Below are 16,063 nucleotides of genomic sequence, written 5' to 3'. Positions count from 1 at the left end.
AGCGCGTTTCGATCTGATTGAATCAGATCGGCGCTCTAACTGTTTGTTTTGACGCGCATCTCTTCCGAAAACCGTTTCACACTTTTCGGGATGCGCTCTAAGCCGCCTGTTCGCGTTCCGGAAGCGGCGTTTCGCCCTTCTTTTCGCGGATCAGGTTGATGAAGCGGCGGAACAGATAGTGCGAATCCTGCGGGCCGGGCGATGCTTCCGGATGGTGCTGCACCGAGAATACCGGCTTGCCGACGACGCGCAGGCCGCAATTGGTGCCGTCGAAGAGCGACACATGTGTTTCCTCGACATTTTCCGGCAGCGAGTCTGAATCGACCGCGAAGCCGTGGTTCATCGATACGATCTCGACCTTGCCGGTCGTGTAGTCCTTCACCGGATGGTTGGCGCCGTGATGGCCCTGATGCATTTTCTCGGTGCGTCCGCCAAGGGCCAGCGCAAGCATCTGGTGGCCGAGGCAGATGCCGAAGACCGGAAGATCGGTTTCGACAAGCTTCTTGATGGTTGGAACGGCATATGCGCCGGTCGCTGCCGGATCGCCAGGACCGTTGGACAGGAAGACACCATCCGGGTTGTGGGCCAGAACGTCCTCAGCCGTTGCCGTTGCCGGCAGCACGGTGACCTTTGCGCCGAGACCGGTGAGCAGGCGCAGAATGTTACGTTTCACGCCGAAATCGAGCGCCACCACGTGATATTCCGGGGCGTCCTGTTCGCCATAGCCGTCTGCGAGCGTCCATGGCGTTTCTTTCCATGTGAGGCTCTGGCCAACCGTGACGTCCTTGGCGAGATCGAGATTTTCAAGACCGCTCCATGCGGCGGCGCGTGCCTTGAGTGCTTCGAGGTCGAACTTGCCGCTCGGATCATGAGCAATGACTGCGTTCTGTGCGCCGCGCTCGCGGATGAGCGAGGTCAACGCGCGTGTATCGATACCGGCCAGTGCAATGACGCCGCGGTGCTTCAGCCACGCATCCAGATCTTCCGTTGCGCGGAAATTCGATGGTGACGTGATGTCAGCCTTGAAGATCGCGCCGACTGCGCCGTGGCGATTGGCCGGCGTCAGGTCTTCAACGTCTTCGGCATTGGTGCCGACATTGCCGATATGCGGGAAGGTGAAGGTTACGATCTGACCGGCATAAGACGGGTCGGTCAGGATTTCTTCGTAACCGGTCAGCGCCGTGTTGAACACGACCTCGGCTTCAATCGCACCGATTGCACCGAGGCCTTTGCCTTCGATCACGGTTCCGTCCGCAAGTACGAGGATGGCGGTTCGCTTCTCAACAGTCCAGGGTGCTGTTTTCGATGTGGTTTCTGTCATGGTCTGCACTCCTGATTGTTAGCCGCGCGCCAGCGTGTGCTGTTATTTCGTTGCCAGCTAGAGCGTCGAACTGATGGAATCAAATCGACGCTCTAACTGTTTGTTTCCATGCATGCCGTTGTCCCAAAACCGGTTCCCACTTTTGGGCGGCATGCTTTATGCGGCACGCGTTCGTGTTCCAACGACCACCGGAAGGGTGGCTTGAAAGATGAAGCGTCAAGGGTCATATATGCGCCAAAAGGCAGCGGGGATTTTAAACCTCCCGCCGCGAGCACGTGCCGATGTCCTGCTAAGCCTTGAGCAATAGAGAAACTTGGACGCCGGGTCAATCGTCCGAGGCCATGCTTTCCTGAAATAATGACGATAATCGTCGTATTATTATTTCTCGGGATGGTGGTTCGGACAGCTCGGCGATTCTATTCGCTTGTTGTATAGATGCAGGAAACGAACAACAAAGAACTTACACCGTCAGGAGAGACGTTATGCTTCGCCAGGAGATTTCCCAGGCCCTCACGACCGCGCTGAAAGCACAGGAGAAGCGTCGCATGTCGACGCTGCGTTTGATCCTGGCTGCGGTAAAGGACCGAGATATCGCCAACCGTACTGCTGGCAAGGACCCGGTCGGGGATGAAGAATTGCTGGGTATTCTCGGCAAGATGGTCAAGCAGCGCGAAGAATCCGCCCGCATCTATGAAGAAGGCAGCCGTCTTGAGCTCGCTGAAGCCGAGCGCGAGGAAATCACGATCATTTCCGAATTTCTGCCGCAGCAGATGAGCGAGGATGAGGTCAAGCAGGCCTGTGCGGATGTGATTGCCGAAATCGGCGCTCAAGGTCTGCGCGACATGGGCAAATGCATGGCCGTTCTTAAAGAGCGCTATGCAGGCAAGATGGATTTCACCAAGGCCAGCGCCATCGTGAAATCGCTTCTGCAGTGAAAGCGTGAGGCATAAGTGCCTTTCGCTTTTGTTTCAGCCCCCGCTCTGGCGGGGGCTTTCTATTGTTTGGCGCTATACTCAGCCCTGCTTGACGGCTTTCAGTCGCGTATCGCTGAGGAGGCCCTGTTCTTCAAGGACCGGATAGGCCATTGAGGCGAGAAGCGAGTTGATCTGCTTGAGATCGCGGATCGTGTCGAGATGGATGCTGCTGGTTTCGATGCTGCGGGTGGCGCCTTCGCGCAGTCGGCTGAAATGGCGCATGCTGGTCTGCTTTTCCAGTTCACGCAGCTGGTCCTTTTCCTGCACTAGCTGACGGGCCGTACGGCCATCGCGTGAGACGATCACATTGAACGCCATGTGCGCATTGGCCAGAACCATAGCGTGGAAATGGCTGAGCTCCTTCCAGCCTTCTTCGGTGAATTCCAGCTTGTGATCCATCTTCTTTTGAACGTGCGCCAGCATGTTGCGCACGATGATGTCGCCGACCTGCTCAAGCTTCACACATGCGCCCAGCAATTCCTGCATGCGCAGCGACTCGAAATCACTCAGCTCATGGGTTGCAAGTTTGGTCAGATAGAGCTTGATGGCAGCATGGCGCTTGTCCACGCGGTCATCGAGAGCTTCAAGTTCATCGATCCGCACCTGATCGGGCTTCTCATAAAGCTCGATGATCCGCCGCAGCATGACTTCGATCGTGTCGCAGACGCCGACCACTTCGCGGGTTGCATTGGCAAGCGCCTGCGAGGGCCGGTCGAGCACGGCAGTGTCGAGCGCGCTATATTGCTCGATCTCGATGGGCTGCTGCGAGGCGGGGCTGCCCTTGTCCGCATTGAGATTGACCAGAGCCTCGGTTGCGCGCAGCACGAGGCCAGAAAGCGGAATACCGGCAATCATCACGATGACATTGAACAGGATATGCGCATTGACCACCTGCGAAACCGGATCGGTGCCGAGAAAGGCGACCGATGGTTTGAAGGTCTGGTAAAGCACGAGCATGATGAGTGACCCGGCGCCGCGCATCAAAAGGTTGCCGAGTGGCACGACGCGGGTTTCAGGTGGCGCATGCCGGGTCAGGATCGGGGCGATGATCGAAGACCCCAGATTGACGCCGAGAACCATCACCACGGCGAGCTCTGGATGGATCAGCCCGCGCGAGGCAAAGGTGGTCAGCAGGATGACGGCGGCAACGCTGGAATGGAACAGCCAGGTCATAAGCGCTGCGAGCAGATAGGCAGTGATCGGGTCGCCCGACAGATAGTCGACGATGACCGGCAGCAATTCGCTTTGCCGCAGCGGCTCGGTGGCCTGTCCGGTCATTTCCAGTGACATGATGAGCAGGCCGATACCGACCAGAATGCGTCCGATCTGCCGCCAGTCGCGGCGCTCGGTGGTCATGAAGATGCCTGTGCCGATGACAAGGCAGAGCGGCACCAGAAGCGTGAGGTCGTAGCTCAGGATCTTGACGACGAGGGCGGAGCCAAGCTCGCCGCCGCGCACGGCCATGAGGCCTGCAACGCCGCTTACAAAACCTGAACCGACAAATGAACCGACGAGAAGCGTAACCGCTGTCGAGCTTTGCAGGGCGACAGCAAGGGCAAGGCCGAAGGCGACGGAAAGCAGCGGGTTCTGCATCTGGTTGCGCAAGCGTCTGCGCAGCCGGTCGCCATAGGCACGCTCCACCCCGGTCCGAACCATGCGTGTCGCCCAAAGCAGGAGCGCAACTGCACCGGCCAGATGCAAAAGGACCAAAGAACCATTCACGGCAAAATCCCTTCGGGTTGGAGGTTGACATCTGTGATTAAGCTAACGCAACAAATGAAGAAAAAATATGTTCCGGCTAATCAATTCTTCAAGAGATATGGGCTTGTTCGCAATTAAAAGCAATCCATCCCCGCAGCGTCATGACGGATATATGACAGTTTTGTGACGGCTGGCTTGTTTGGTAGCGACATGTGATTAGCGGGGAGGGACATGCCTGCACGATGGACTGTCAGAACGGGCACGCCTATATACTCTAAGGAATACACTCCCGCTGTCTGAACGAACTGAAAGTGAAATCTGTAATGCGTTTTCCGCCCTCCTTTCTCGATGAGATCAGAGACCGCGTCCCGATCTCGACGCTGATAGGAACGCGCGCTTCGTTCGACCGCAAGAAGAGCAATCCTCCGAAGGGTGATTTCTGGGCCTGCTGTCCGTTTCATGGCGAGAAGACACCAAGCTTTCACTGCGAAGATCGCAAGGGTCGTTATCATTGTTTCGGTTGCGGTGTGACCGGTGATCACTTCAAGTTTCTAACCGATCTTGAAGGCCTGAGTTTCCCGGAAGCAGTGGAGCGTGTGGCCGATATGGCAGGCGTTCCGATGCCTGCGCGCGATCCGGAAATGGAAAAGCGTGAGGCACAGCGCGCGACGCTTTATGATGTCATGGAGCTGGCTGCGCAGTTCTTCGAAAACCAGCTGCAAAGCGCCGTTGGAGCCAAGGCACGCGCCTATCTGCGGGATCGCGGACTTTCGACCGCAACGCAGCAGTCGTTCCGCATTGGCTATGCGCCAGAGTCGCGCAATGCCTTGAAGGAGTTTCTGGCTGGCAAAGGCGTGTCGCGCGAGCAGATCGAAGCGTGCGGCCTTGTTGTGCACGGCGAGGGGATTGCCGTTTCCTACGACCGTTTTCGTGATCGCGTCATGTTCCCGATCGAGGATTTGCGCGGGCGGATCATTGCTTTCGGCGGGCGTGCGCTTTCTGCGGACGCTCCGGCCAAATATCTGAACTCGCCGGAAACCGAACTCTTTCACAAGGGGCGGGTTCTCTATAACGGATTGCGGGCGCGCAAGGCCTGCCAGCCGCAAGCTGGAGAACCGGCCAAATCCATCATCGCTGTTGAAGGTTATATGGATGTGATCGCGCTTGCGCAGGCGGGTATCCATCAGGTGGTGGCTCCGCTCGGTACGGCGCTGACGGAAGAACAGCTCGAACTTCTCTGGCGCATCAGCCCTGAACCCGTTCTGTGCTTCGATGGCGATGGTGCGGGGCTTCGCGCTGCCTATCGCGCCGTCGATCTTGGATTGCCTGCCTTGCAGCCCGGCAAATCGCTGCGCTTTGCACTATTGCCGGAAGGGCAGGACCCGGACGATCTGGTCAAGGCGGAAGGCCCAGCCGCATTTCATGTGGTCCTGCGTGACGCCAGACCGCTGGTCGATATGGTGTGGACGCGGGAAACGACGGGCGGTGTGTTCGATACGCCGGAACGCCGCGCCGAACTGGAGGCGCGGCTGCGTGAAATTACCAGCCGCATCGCGAATGAGGATATCCGGCGCCACTACAGTCAGGATATGCGCGACCGGGCACAAGCCTTTTTTGGCCAGGGGCGTCAGGGGTATCAAGGCGGCGGACAGCGCAATTCGTCTTTCAACCGCAGGAATGATGGCGGACGGGGACGCGGCGGACCGGCGGGCGGCAATGGCCGCCTTGCGATTTCCGACAGTCTGGTGCGCTCCACGCTGGTAAAGGGCGGCAGGCCGGGCGCTGGATCACATGCCCCCTTGCGCGAAACTGCCATCGTGCTGACGCTTCTCAATCACCCACGGCTGATTGAAGAGGATTTCGAGACGCTGGCGGCACTCGATCTAGGACATGAGGCACTCAAGTCGCTGCATCTGGCCATGCTGGATGTGCTGGCTGCCGGCCATATGGAAGATGGTCACGCCATGCGGCACGCACTGGTCAATGCCGGTCATGGCGAGCAGATTGAAATGCTCGAGCTCGTGGTGAAGGGTGCGAAACTCTGGACTGCGACGGCTCTGGCCGCAGAAGACGACGCGCGCGAAGCCCTTCGTCAGGCGCTTCACTTGCATCAGCGTGCGCGCACACTACATAAGGAGCTGCGGGCCGTTGAGGCCGCACTTGAAACAGACGAGACGGGCGAATTGTTTGCACGTCTCAGAGATATACAAAATCAGATTTTGAAAGCTGATGCGACTGAAGCTCTGATCGACGGTTTTGGACTGTCTTCGGGGCGCCCACCCGGCGGTTTCTGATTCGGATTTCCGAATCAGTTCTGCGAGAACAGCCGGAAATGCGGGGTTGCGATCTGGAAAACGTGCTCTATCTGGCCAACGAAGAGGTCGCGACAACAAATGATTCGCTTTTTAAGCCCGAATCATGTGAGTCGCTCTTGACGTGTGGCGTAAATGACGGAATCACGACAGTTCGAATAAGGAAAAGAACAGAAACCGGTGATATCCGATGCTGCAAGGCAGCAAGCCGGATTTGGGCCGGAAAAGTGGCCCGGAAAGTGGCGTTGTCTGGTTGACCGCCTGATCTGCCCACAAGAAATCGGAGATGAAGAAGCCCGATACCGATGGCAAGGTTAATCCGCCATTAACAGGAAATCGGCTACTCGCAGAATCAACTGACGGATTGCGGCCTCGCAAAACTGTCCGAGAACTCTATATATCTTAGAAGCGACCGGGGTCGCCTGGAGAAGAACATATGGCAACGAAGGTTAAGGAAAACGAAGAAGCCGAAGTCGAGCGCGAAGGTGCTGCCGACGGTCCGCTTCTCGACCTTTCTGACGATGCTGTCAAGAAGATGATCAAACTCGCGAAGAAGCGCGGCTACGTCACCATGGACGAGCTAAACGCCGTGCTGCCTTCCGAGGAAGTGACATCCGAGCAGATCGAAGACACGATGTCGATGCTTTCCGATATGGGCATCAACGTCGTTGAAGATGACGAGCAGGACAACGACCGCGAAGAAAACAACGACGACGACTCGGAAGAGGGCGGCGATCTGGTTGAGTCCGGTGGCACGGCTGTTGCCACCACCACGACCAAGAAAGAGCCGACCGACCGTACCGACGATCCGGTGCGCATGTATCTGCGCGAAATGGGGTCCGTCGAGCTTCTGTCACGTGAAGGCGAAATCGCCATCGCCAAGCGCATCGAGGCTGGTCGCGAAACCATGATCGCCGGGCTTTGCGAAAGCCCGCTCACCTTTCAGGCGATCATCATCTGGCGCGACCAGTTGAACGATTCCAACATTCTGCTGCGTGAAATCATCGACCTCGAAACCACCTATGCAGGTCCGGAAGCCAAGCAGGCTCCGGTGATCGAGCGCGTGGAAGAGGAAAAGCCGCGTGACGACAAGCCTCAGCGCCGCCGTGACGACGACGACATTACCAATGTCGGCGGCGACATGCCCACGGAAGAAGAGGAAGAGGACGAAGACGAAGCCAACCTGTCGCTGGCGGCCATGGAAGCCGAACTGCGTCCGCAGGTCATGGAAACGCTCGACCTCATCGCCGATACCTACAAGAAGCTGCGCAAGCTGCAGGATCAGCAGGTCGAGGGCCGTCTGGCCGCGACGGGCGAACTGTCGTCGAGCCAGGAACGTCGCTACAAGGAACTGAAGGATCAGCTCATCAAGGCAGTGAAGTCGCTGTCGCTGAACCAGAACCGTATCGAACAGCTCGTCGAACAGCTTTACGATATCAACAAGCGTCTGGTTCAGAACGAAGGCAAGCTGCTGCGTCTGGCCGAATCCTTTGGTGTGCGTCGTGAGGAATTCCTGAAGGAATATCAGGGCCACGAGCTGGACCCGAAATGGGTAGAGCGCGTGAGCACGCTTTCAGCCCGTGGCTGGAAGGAATTCGCAGCCAAGGAAGAGCGCGCCATCGACCGTCTGCGTTCGGAAATCCAGATGCTGGCGACCGAAACCGCGATCTCCATCGGCGAATTCCGCCGTATCGTCAATCAGGTGCAGAAGGGCGAACGCGAAGCGACCATCGCCAAGAAGGAAATGGTGGAAGCCAACCTTCGTCTCGTCATCTCGATTGCCAAGAAGTACACGAACCGTGGTCTGCAGTTCCTCGATCTCATTCAGGAAGGCAATATCGGTCTGATGAAGGCGGTCGACAAGTTCGAATATCGCCGCGGTTACAAGTTCTCGACCTATGCGACATGGTGGATTCGTCAGGCAATCACCCGTTCGATTGCCGATCAGGCGCGCACCATCCGTATTCCGGTGCACATGATCGAAACGATCAACAAGATCGTCCGCACGTCGCGCCAGATGCTGCATGAAATCGGTCGTGAGCCGACGCCGGAAGAACTGGCTGAAAAGCTCGCCATGCCGCTCGAAAAAGTGCGCAAGGTGCTGAAGATCGCCAAGGAGCCGATCTCGCTCGAGACGCCGGTTGGCGACGAGGAAGATTCACATCTGGGCGATTTCATCGAGGACAAGAACGCGCTTCTGCCAATCGATGCAGCGATTCAGGCCAATCTGCGCGATACGACGACCCGTGTTCTGGCTTCGCTGACGCCGCGTGAAGAACGTGTTCTGCGTATGCGTTTCGGCATCGGTATGAACACCGACCACACGCTGGAAGAAGTCGGCCAGCAGTTCTCGGTTACCCGCGAACGTATCCGTCAGATCGAAGCCAAGGCGCTGCGCAAGCTGAAGCATCCGAGCCGTTCGCGCAAGCTGCGTTCGTTCCTCGATAGCTAGGGCCTGGATAGCTCAACTGAACAAAAACATACGGGAAGGGGAGGCGATATGTCTTTTTTGAAGCGTCTTTTCGGTGGAGGCTCTGCCTCCGAGACACCGGCAGAGCCGAAAGAGGCGGGTCGCCTTGAACACAAGGACTTTCTGATCATTGCCACGCCCTATAGCGAGGGCGGGCAGTATCAGGTCTGCGGCGTTATTTCCAAGACGATCGATGGCGAAGTGAAGGAATATCGCTTCGTTCGCGCCGACCGTTGCCCTGGCATCGAAGATGCCGCCAGCATTTCGCTGAATAAGGGACGGCAGATCGTGGATGAACAAGGCGAAGCTATTTTCTGCTGAGCCGCCTGCAAGAGAATTGAAAAAGCCGCGCATCAAGATGCGCGGCTTTTTCTTTTTTGGAGCATAATCCGACCGGAGTGAAACGAGGATCGATAAGATTATGCTTGAAACAGAAGATGTTAGAGCGCCGATCTGATCTTATCAGATCGAAACGCGCTCTAACTGTTAATGCGGGTCGCACACCATGGCGACCATTCTGCGCACGATGGGCAGAATGGCGAGGAGAACCGGAAAGGCGACCACCCATGAAAGGGCCCATGCCGTCATCCAGCTGGATGCGAGATTGGGATGGGCAACGCCAAGGCTCTTGGCGGTTGCAATCAACGACACGATGAATGTCATCATGATCGATAGGATGAACGGCATCACAATAGATGCATAGCGTGCAGGCAGCTTCCTGCGGCGTGCGCATTCAAACTGAGACATGTGTATTCCTGAATATTCTGCGGGGAAGGCGCAACGAAACATCAATGCGAATTGCCGTTCCCGGCGAGATTGATGCGTTGCCTAACGTAAGACGCTTACGGTCATGATGATGACGCGGGTCTAATAGCCCGATCCGGATCGAATATCAAGTGTTCTGAAATGGCGGCGATTTGTCCACGCCATTCCCGACATAATTCCATTATACGCTGCGTTATGAACGACAAACCATTCTGGCGCACCAAGACCTTGAACCAGCTCACCCGCAGCGAGTGGGAGAGTCTGTGTGACGGTTGCGGCCAATGTTGCCTGCATAAATTGCAGGATGACGACACAAACGAGATTTACTGGACCAGCGTTGCCTGCACGCTGCTCAACCCGGACAGCTGCCAGTGCCGTGATTATCCGAACCGCAAGAAGACGGTGCCGGACTGCGTTTTTCTGACGCCGGAGATCGTTGACGAGGTGGACTGGCTGCCTGTGACGTGCGCCTACCGTCTGGTTGCAGAAGGTTCGGATCTCTATTGGTGGCATCCGCTGGTTTCGGGTTCACCCGAAACGGTGCATGAGGCAGGTATTTCCGTTCGCGGCAAGGTGACGGCTTTCGATCACGATCTGGAAGATGACGACGATTATCTCGATCATATGGTGATGCCGAGCCACCGCTGATGGCTCGTTTGCGTTTTTCAAACATTGCGTAAATTTAATCTATGCTTCAAATATCGCAGCGCGGATTTTGTTCCCTTATAACGCATTGAATTTATTTAGTTTATAAGAGCAGTGCGCAGGCATTCCTTCTACTTCATATGAAGCTGAACGGCACATGAACGTTGGTTTTTCATTCTGTTCATCTATAGGGCGCTACTTCTCGGATGCCTCAGGCAAGACCTGAAAACAAATCGAAGAGGTTCAAAGATGTCTGCTATTTCGCTCAAGTCGTTCGTCGTAACCGCTGCTCTTGGTGTTGCCGCCATCTTCACGACGGCAGCTTCCGCCAGCGCCGCCTCGCCGGTTGTCGCTCCAGGCATCAGCACGTCGGCAAGCTCTGCCATCGTGAATATCGATTACCGAGGCTACCACCATGGCCGTCCAGCTTATCGTGGCCGTGCCTGCTCCATCGAGGGCGCCAAGATGAAGGCTAACCGCATGGGCATCCGCAATGCGCGTGTCGCCTATCGCGGCAAGTCGGTTCAGGTTCGTGGCTTCCGTCATGGTCGCCCTGCCGGTGTCGTGTTCGCAAATGTTCGTGGTTGCCCGATCATTCGCTAAGGCGCACGGTTTAAGTTTCAAAAGCCCCGGCCTGAGTAAATCAGGCCGGGGCTTTTCTTTGTGGCGGGTAAAAGAAAAGGGGCGCTGGAGCGCCCCTTCGCAATTGCCAATTGGATTGCCGTTATTCCTTGATTTCGAAAACGACATTGACCGAAACGTTATAGCTGTTCTCGCCAGCTGCAACGGGCACGGCATCTTCCGGCGCTGCTGCGGCCATGGTCTTATACTGAGCACGAGCAATTGGCATCGGCATGGGTGGGCGGCTCTGCTCGTTGATCTCGACAACGCGACCAATGCCTACACCGGCAGCATCGGCAAGCGTCTTTGCCTTGGCGATGGCGTCGGCAACGGCACGCTTGCGCGCTTCATTGATCGTGGCTGCCGGATTGTCGTTGACGAAACTCAGATCGCCACCCTGATTGACGCCGAGCGTGACGGATTCATCAAGCACATTGCCGACCTTGGCCAGATCGCGCACGCGTACAGTCAGGCTGTTCGAAACCGTATAGCCGGTGATGCTTGGTTCTTTCAGACCATTCTTGTCGTCCGGATAGACGTAGCGTGGCTGGATGTTGATGCCGCCGGTCTGAAGATCGCGATCTTCAATGCCGGCTTTCTTCATGGCTTCGAGTACTTTCGCCATGGCTTCGTTGTTAGCGGTCATAGCTTCGCGAGCGGTCTTCGCCTCGCGCAGTACGGAGAGATTGAGGATGGCCATATCGGGCGAGGCGGTCATGGTGCCTTCGCCAGTGACGGCGATACGCGCAGGCTGCTTCGTCATCTGATTCTCCTGTGCCAGAGCTGGTAGCGTCAGCGCGCCTGCGAGCATGATTGCAGAAAAGGAGGTTGCAAGAAGAGTGGTAGCGCGGTTGTTCATAAAATCTCCTGTAGAGAAAGTTGAGGCAGCTCTGGCAAAGCTGGTTACACCGGAGCGGCTAGCCACTTTGCCTTTGAAATCGCTTATTTCTTAAGTTCCCTCTTATGTATGAAGCTGACGATATCAGATTCGAATTGCGTGCCAATTACAACTGCTGGTTCAAATCAGAAAGACCGTGGTTCTAGAGCGGTTCCAGTTAAAGCGGAGTCGCTGGAACCGCTCTAACTATTTGTTTCGTCGCATTATCCTACGCAAAACCGCTTCACACTTTTGCTGGAAATGCTCTAGGTTGTATGCATCGCAACTGAATATGTGCGCATTAGGGCAACTGATGCATTTGACAGCTTGTATCCCGGCTTTCTTTAGGGTAGGTCAACGTTGCGTGGGGCCTGTAGCTCAATTGGTTAGAGCCGGCGGCTCATAACCGCTTGGTTGGGGGTTCGAGTCCCTCCGGGCCCACCATTTACTCCTTCAATTAATTCGTGCCGATGGTCGTGACCGAATTGCGTTTCTTGGTGATGTTGACAAGGAGTTTGGACGCGCTCAGCTGGGTGCCCAGCTGACGGTTACGGATGACATCGGTATGTTCAGTGAAATCAACGCCCGCTTCGCACATGATGACGGAAGCGAGGTTAGCTATTCACTGGGACTTCAGTTTCGGTTCTAGATTTCTCAACATATCTCATATTTGCAAAACACCGGTCTGTTCCAACAGATCGGTGTTTTTGGTTTCCATCGCAAACTTTCAACAAATTTTAGCAGTTCGTTAAGAAAATAGTAACGCAATGAAACAATTTTTTAAGTGACGTGAACTGGCGACAAAATGGAGGTTTTGGGCGATGAGAAAAAATGCAACCACCGTTGCGCTGGCATTGGCAGGGTTGGTGGCGAGCTCTCTCGCGGCTTCAGCGAAGACGAGTTATTTGGGTGAATTCCGCGATTGGGGCGTTTACCAGAACACCGAGCTTGCGGGTAACAAATGCTATGCTTTGACTGTACCGATCAATTTTCAGCCGACCGGCGTGCAGCACGGTGATAATTTCGTGATTATTTCCAAGGCGGATGGCCAGTATAGCCCTCAATTGGTGATGGGATATCAGCTGAAAGCCAACAGTTCGGTCAATGTGATGGTGGATGGCGCGCGCTTTCCGTTCTTCAGCGAGGGCAATCGCGCCTGGGCGGAAAATGTTGCCGATGAAGCGAAGCTGATGCGGGCAATGCGCGCGGGCAAAACGCTCAATGTGCAGGCAACATCGGCACGCGGTACGCAGACCCGCTATACCTTCTCCCTGATGGGGCTTTCCGCCTCTCTGCAGCGCGTGGATGGCTGCCGGTGATAATTGAAAAAGCCCTGCCAATGGGCAGGGCTTTCTCTTGAAGGATGCGGCTTTATGAAAGCCAGGTCTGGCGATTGTACCAATCATCCAGTTCAGAACGCACGCGGTCTTTTTCTATGCCGTAGCGTTCCTGGATTTTGCCTTCCAACTGCTCGCGCCGGCCATTGATCTGGTCGAGATCGTCATCGGTGAGTTTACCCCACTGTTCCTTGATCTTGCCCTTGGCCTGTTTCCAGTTTCCTTCAACGCGATTCCAGTCCATTGGTTGGTCCTCCGTTCTGGGTTGGTTATGGATAACTAACGCAACGGAGCGTGATTGGTTCAGCAAAAAACTGTAGAACCAGCTCAAAGACCGAGGAACTTGAAGGGCTCGCTTTCCTTGAAACTGTCGTTGACGACGCCATTGAACGTGTTGGTCTGATTGACGCCGAGGTCGAGTTTCTTGACCTTGCCGGTTTCTGGCGAAAAGTCGATTTCCTTGAGATCAACCCAGAAGACATTGGGTGTCAAAGCCGATTCGAAGAAATACAGCATGCGCTTCTGGTCGGCCACCGTCCGCCAGCGTGTCGAGGAAATGTTCGGCTGGTCAGGTGTTGTCAGGCCGAAAGGCACCGAGGTGTTCCGGATGACGCTGAAAACACTGGCAATCGACTCAACAGGGTCGTCGGTTTTCGGGACGGCGTTTACATAGAACGATGCGCGCGCAAAACGGTCGGCGGCGCGATTGGTGCCCGGCAGCATGACAGTGCCGCCGATCTGGGTCCAATAGGAGTTGAGCGCAAGCTGCTCGTCGAATGTCGGCGAATTGGTCATCACCTGATATTGCTTGCCGTGATGGATCACCTGCTTGCCGTTGATATATTCGATGACCGCGCTGTCGCCGCTGGAATCGGATATGGCCAGATGCAACGTGGCCAGTCTGTCTTCACCGGGGACCTTGTCCGTCACGATGGTGAAAGGCTCTGCGCGCAGAGTTTTGACCGCCTCGTCGACTGTGGCAAAGTTATCAAGCACATATTGCGCCCAAGCCGCGATGCTGAGGCCCGGTGTGGTGCCGTCATATTTCGGATATTCCGATTCAACGAGCCACAATGCGCCAACGGAAAGTCCTGCTTCGTTCAGTCCATCTGTCGTGGAAATGTCGTAACCGGAGGCGATCACACTGCCATATTTGGATGTCCACTGAAGCGAGTTCTTGCCGGCCTCGCCGGAACGTTTCATGCCGCGTGGAAAGACCCAGAGATTGGTTGCAACATCCACTTTCCAATCCATGGATCGGGCGGTCATCACCTGATCGTTGGCCCCGTGATACACGAAACGTGTGCAGGCTTCGGCAATCGGTGCGGCAAGCATGCTGCCTGCAACGAGCGCTGTAGTGCAGATGCTGGAAAAAGACCGCTTCAAAATCGGCATGGATCGTCCCCTCTGTGATGCCCGGTAATCTCTAGGGCAGGATGCCCGTTCGCTATTGAGTGAATGCCCTTCGCAGGGCGATATAAGGCAGTGATTGTAAGTGGAAAGACGGGCGGACGGGTTTTAACGCTCGCCCATATAACCGCGCTGCTTCCATTGCTGCAGCGGCATGATGTCTGGCGGTCCGCCGCCTGCCTCATACCAGGAATCGACGGCCCATTTCTGGCCCTGCTTGTCTTCGACAACTGCCGTCCAGTGCGGATATCGTCCATCGAAGAAAGCGCCGCGGGACGTGCGTCGCGCGACAGTGTGGTGCTTCAGCCAGCCGCGTGATTGCAGGTAGCGCAGGAAGTTATCGGTATTGGTCGATTCATCGATGCAATCCATCTGGCCCTTGATGCGGGCCTTGCCGAATTGCATTCTCGGCTTGTCCCGGACGCCAATCGCTGCGGTGCCGCGCTGTTCGAAGATAGCAACTGCCGTTCGCAGTGCTTTCCGTTCGCCATCTGCGCTGCGACTGCCATTTTGCAGAAGGTTCCGGATACGCTGTTGGTCCTTCGCGGTCAGCGTAACCTTGGTCCGGTAATGGCATTCATAACCGTGGCAGACGCTGAAGGTTTGTGCAGAAGCCATTCCGACCGGGAAGGCCAAGCCTATGAGGGCGCCAGCGCCCAGCAGTTTCATCAAATCGCTGCTCCGCGTTCGATTGAGAAGATTTCCCTGCAATTTCAGCAGGATAAAATAAATCGAATCTCCAGATATCTTAACCGTGCTTGTGGCTGGTGAAAAGCAGGGACGGTTCAAGGCGTTCCAGCCCCTGATAGGGATTGGCGTGGATTGCGAGAATCCAGAGGCAGAATGAGGCTGTCAGCGAATAAATGACGAGCGCCTTTACACCAGCTCGCACACGGTCCGCGTGGGTCGCTGCAATGGTTATCGCCGTGAGGAATGTAAGAGAAAGCACGAGATACCATTTGTAATAGTCGATTGAGGTCGATCCGACAGCCAGACGGGTATTGCGCGCGTCCTGCAGTTCATCGAAGTCGTTGATGAGCTGCGAGATAACGGGTGACGGCACGTCGGCGCGTGCCAGATTGATGATCTCGCGCCGGATACTCTGCAACGCCGTTTCAACGGAAGCTGCTGGCTCGACATTGATCTTTTCGCGCCATTCGTCATCGATTACGGCAAGGCGATAGCCGGTGAGGGCGGCAGTAAGTTCAGGCGCATTCAATATCTCGGCCCTGGACGTTCCGATCAGACGGGAAATGGCCGAGCGTTCTTCACTGATCGCCTGATCTGCCCGGGAATTGACGCTCCAAATATCAGCGGCAACAAAACCGAGCGACAAGGCCCAGGCCGTCGCAATGGTGCTGATGAAAGCACCGATCGGAATGGACAGAACGTCGCTGGCTGCATGTTTGGACAGCATGTCGAGCGCGAAACGTCCAACCGCATAGAACACAATTCCAAGTACGGCGAAGGCCGTAAAAGAAAGATAGATCGGCAGCTCGAAGATATAGGTCATTCATTCCCCCACATTATTCCCCGCTTATTATTACCGGAAGTCGTTGAATTTTACTTAGAGCTGATCAAGGGGAGAGAATAGCAAAAAACCCGCCGGTTTTGCCGGCGGGTCAAACAA

15 protein-coding genes and 1 tRNA gene are annotated in these 16,063 nt (G+C 55.9%); 8 read left to right on the top strand and 8 right to left on the bottom strand.

Translation table 11 applies throughout. The features are described from left to right. Positions 1–97: 97 nt before the first annotated feature. Complete coding sequence (carA, locus tag OHI65_RS17925) at positions 98–1,321, bottom strand: glutamine-hydrolyzing carbamoyl-phosphate synthase small subunit (RefSeq protein ID WP_125300077.1); 1,224 nt, start codon at positions 1,319–1,321, stop codon at positions 98–100. 482 nt (positions 1,322–1,803) lie between these two features. Between carA and OHI65_RS17920 the strand changes: the two genes are divergently transcribed. Next, complete coding sequence (locus tag OHI65_RS17920) at positions 1,804–2,256, top strand: GatB/YqeY domain-containing protein (protein ID WP_010659670.1); 453 nt, start codon at positions 1,804–1,806, stop codon at positions 2,254–2,256. Positions 2,257–2,334: 78 nt separating this feature from the next. Here OHI65_RS17920 and OHI65_RS17915 read toward each other — a convergent pair whose 3' ends face one another. Beyond that, positions 2,335–4,017, bottom strand: a complete 1,683-nt coding sequence (locus OHI65_RS17915; RefSeq protein WP_125300078.1) for a Na/Pi cotransporter family protein — start codon at positions 4,015–4,017, stop codon at positions 2,335–2,337. Positions 4,018–4,319: 302 nt separating this feature from the next. Between OHI65_RS17915 and dnaG the strand changes: the two genes are divergently transcribed. From dnaG to OHI65_RS17900, 3 genes are all read left to right on the top strand, one after another. Continuing rightward, positions 4,320–6,290 carry a DNA primase gene (dnaG, locus tag OHI65_RS17910; protein WP_125300079.1) on the top strand — a complete coding sequence of 657 codons (1,971 nt, stop codon included), beginning with the start codon at positions 4,320–4,322 and terminating at the stop codon, positions 6,288–6,290. Between the two features lie 454 nt (positions 6,291–6,744). Continuing rightward, a complete protein-coding gene (gene rpoD, locus OHI65_RS17905; RefSeq protein WP_012091706.1) occupies positions 6,745–8,760 on the top strand; it encodes an RNA polymerase sigma factor RpoD in 2,016 nt (671 codons plus the stop codon). 48 nt (positions 8,761–8,808) lie between these two features. Further along, entirely contained in the window at positions 8,809–9,099 is a 291-nt protein-coding gene (locus tag OHI65_RS17900; protein WP_125300080.1) for an HlyU family transcriptional regulator, read from the top strand. Positions 9,100–9,264: 165 nt separating this feature from the next. On the opposite strand, the gene OHI65_RS17895 is transcribed toward OHI65_RS17900, so the two are convergent. Then, a complete protein-coding gene (locus tag OHI65_RS17895; RefSeq protein ID WP_125300081.1) occupies positions 9,265–9,525 on the bottom strand; it encodes a DUF2798 domain-containing protein in 261 nt (86 codons plus the stop codon). A gap of 213 nt (positions 9,526–9,738) precedes the next feature. Between OHI65_RS17895 and OHI65_RS17890 the strand changes: the two genes are divergently transcribed. Next, complete coding sequence (locus tag OHI65_RS17890) at positions 9,739–10,191, top strand: YcgN family cysteine cluster protein (protein WP_071634488.1); 453 nt, start codon at positions 9,739–9,741, stop codon at positions 10,189–10,191. A 246-nt stretch (positions 10,192–10,437) separates the two neighbouring features. After that, entirely contained in the window at positions 10,438–10,791 is a 354-nt protein-coding gene (locus OHI65_RS17885; protein WP_125300082.1) for an antifreeze protein, read from the top strand. Between the two features lie 121 nt (positions 10,792–10,912). On the opposite strand, the gene OHI65_RS17880 is transcribed toward OHI65_RS17885, so the two are convergent. Beyond that, a complete protein-coding gene (locus OHI65_RS17880; protein ID WP_010659679.1) occupies positions 10,913–11,668 on the bottom strand; it encodes an SIMPL domain-containing protein in 756 nt (251 codons plus the stop codon). A 385-nt stretch (positions 11,669–12,053) separates the two neighbouring features. Between OHI65_RS17880 and OHI65_RS17875 the strand changes: the two genes are divergently transcribed. Both OHI65_RS17875 and OHI65_RS17870 read left to right on the top strand, forming a co-directional pair. Continuing rightward, positions 12,054–12,130 (top strand) — tRNA-Ile (locus OHI65_RS17875). A 377-nt stretch (positions 12,131–12,507) separates the two neighbouring features. Next, positions 12,508–13,005: an invasion associated locus B family protein gene (locus OHI65_RS17870; protein WP_012091713.1), complete on the top strand. Its 498-nt coding sequence runs from the start codon at positions 12,508–12,510 to the stop codon at positions 13,003–13,005. Positions 13,006–13,057: 52 nt separating this feature from the next. On the opposite strand, the gene OHI65_RS17865 is transcribed toward OHI65_RS17870, so the two are convergent. From OHI65_RS17865 to OHI65_RS17850, 4 genes are all read right to left on the bottom strand, one after another. After that, complete coding sequence (locus OHI65_RS17865) at positions 13,058–13,267, bottom strand: CsbD family protein (RefSeq protein WP_006467262.1); 210 nt, start codon at positions 13,265–13,267, stop codon at positions 13,058–13,060. A gap of 83 nt (positions 13,268–13,350) precedes the next feature. Then, positions 13,351–14,418 (bottom strand): linear amide C-N hydrolase, encoded by a 1,068-nt coding sequence (locus tag OHI65_RS17860; RefSeq protein ID WP_010659684.1) that lies wholly within the window; start codon positions 14,416–14,418, stop codon positions 13,351–13,353. A 123-nt stretch (positions 14,419–14,541) separates the two neighbouring features. Beyond that, positions 14,542–15,102 (bottom strand): hypothetical protein, encoded by a 561-nt coding sequence (locus OHI65_RS17855; protein ID WP_010659685.1) that lies wholly within the window; start codon positions 15,100–15,102, stop codon positions 14,542–14,544. A 79-nt stretch (positions 15,103–15,181) separates the two neighbouring features. Continuing rightward, positions 15,182–15,946: a DUF4239 domain-containing protein gene (locus OHI65_RS17850; RefSeq protein WP_012091715.1), complete on the bottom strand. Its 765-nt coding sequence runs from the start codon at positions 15,944–15,946 to the stop codon at positions 15,182–15,184. Between the last annotated feature and the right edge of the window lie 117 nt (positions 15,947–16,063).

Origin of the sequence: Brucella sp. MAB-22 (genome assembly GCF_025908475.1) — a bacterium.
Classification (GTDB): Bacteria; Pseudomonadota; Alphaproteobacteria; order Rhizobiales; family Rhizobiaceae; genus Brucella; species Brucella anthropi.
The sequence above is the reverse complement of the archived record's forward strand: the minus strand, read 5'-3'. Positions and strand labels throughout refer to the sequence as shown.

Bases quoted from the DNA above. Each gene is read 5' to 3' on its own strand.
- OHI65_RS17900 (WP_125300080.1), top strand. From the start codon at position 8,809: ATGTCTTTTTTGAAGCGTCTTTTCGGTGGAGGCTCTGCCTCCGAGACA.
- OHI65_RS17890 (WP_071634488.1), top strand. From the start codon at position 9,739: ATGAACGACAAACCATTCTGGCGCACCAAGACCTTGAACCAGCTCACC.
- OHI65_RS17920 (WP_010659670.1), top strand. From the start codon at position 1,804: ATGCTTCGCCAGGAGATTTCCCAGGCCCTCACGACCGCGCTGAAAGCA.
- dnaG (WP_125300079.1), top strand. From the start codon at position 4,320: ATGCGTTTTCCGCCCTCCTTTCTCGATGAGATCAGAGACCGCGTCCCG.
- OHI65_RS17895 (WP_125300081.1), bottom strand. From the start codon at position 9,525: ATGTCTCAGTTTGAATGCGCACGCCGCAGGAAGCTGCCTGCACGCTAT.
- OHI65_RS17865 (WP_006467262.1), bottom strand. From the start codon at position 13,267: ATGGACTGGAATCGCGTTGAAGGAAACTGGAAACAGGCCAAGGGCAAG.
- OHI65_RS17850 (WP_012091715.1), bottom strand. From the start codon at position 15,946: ATGACCTATATCTTCGAGCTGCCGATCTATCTTTCTTTTACGGCCTTC.
- OHI65_RS17885 (WP_125300082.1), top strand. From the start codon at position 10,438: ATGTCTGCTATTTCGCTCAAGTCGTTCGTCGTAACCGCTGCTCTTGGT.
- OHI65_RS17860 (WP_010659684.1), bottom strand. From the start codon at position 14,418: ATGCCGATTTTGAAGCGGTCTTTTTCCAGCATCTGCACTACAGCGCTC.
- rpoD (WP_012091706.1), top strand. From the start codon at position 6,745: ATGGCAACGAAGGTTAAGGAAAACGAAGAAGCCGAAGTCGAGCGCGAA.
- carA (WP_125300077.1), bottom strand. From the start codon at position 1,321: ATGACAGAAACCACATCGAAAACAGCACCCTGGACTGTTGAGAAGCGA.
- OHI65_RS17855 (WP_010659685.1), bottom strand. From the start codon at position 15,102: ATGAAACTGCTGGGCGCTGGCGCCCTCATAGGCTTGGCCTTCCCGGTC.
- OHI65_RS17870 (WP_012091713.1), top strand. From the start codon at position 12,508: ATGAGAAAAAATGCAACCACCGTTGCGCTGGCATTGGCAGGGTTGGTG.
- OHI65_RS17880 (WP_010659679.1), bottom strand. From the start codon at position 11,668: ATGAACAACCGCGCTACCACTCTTCTTGCAACCTCCTTTTCTGCAATC.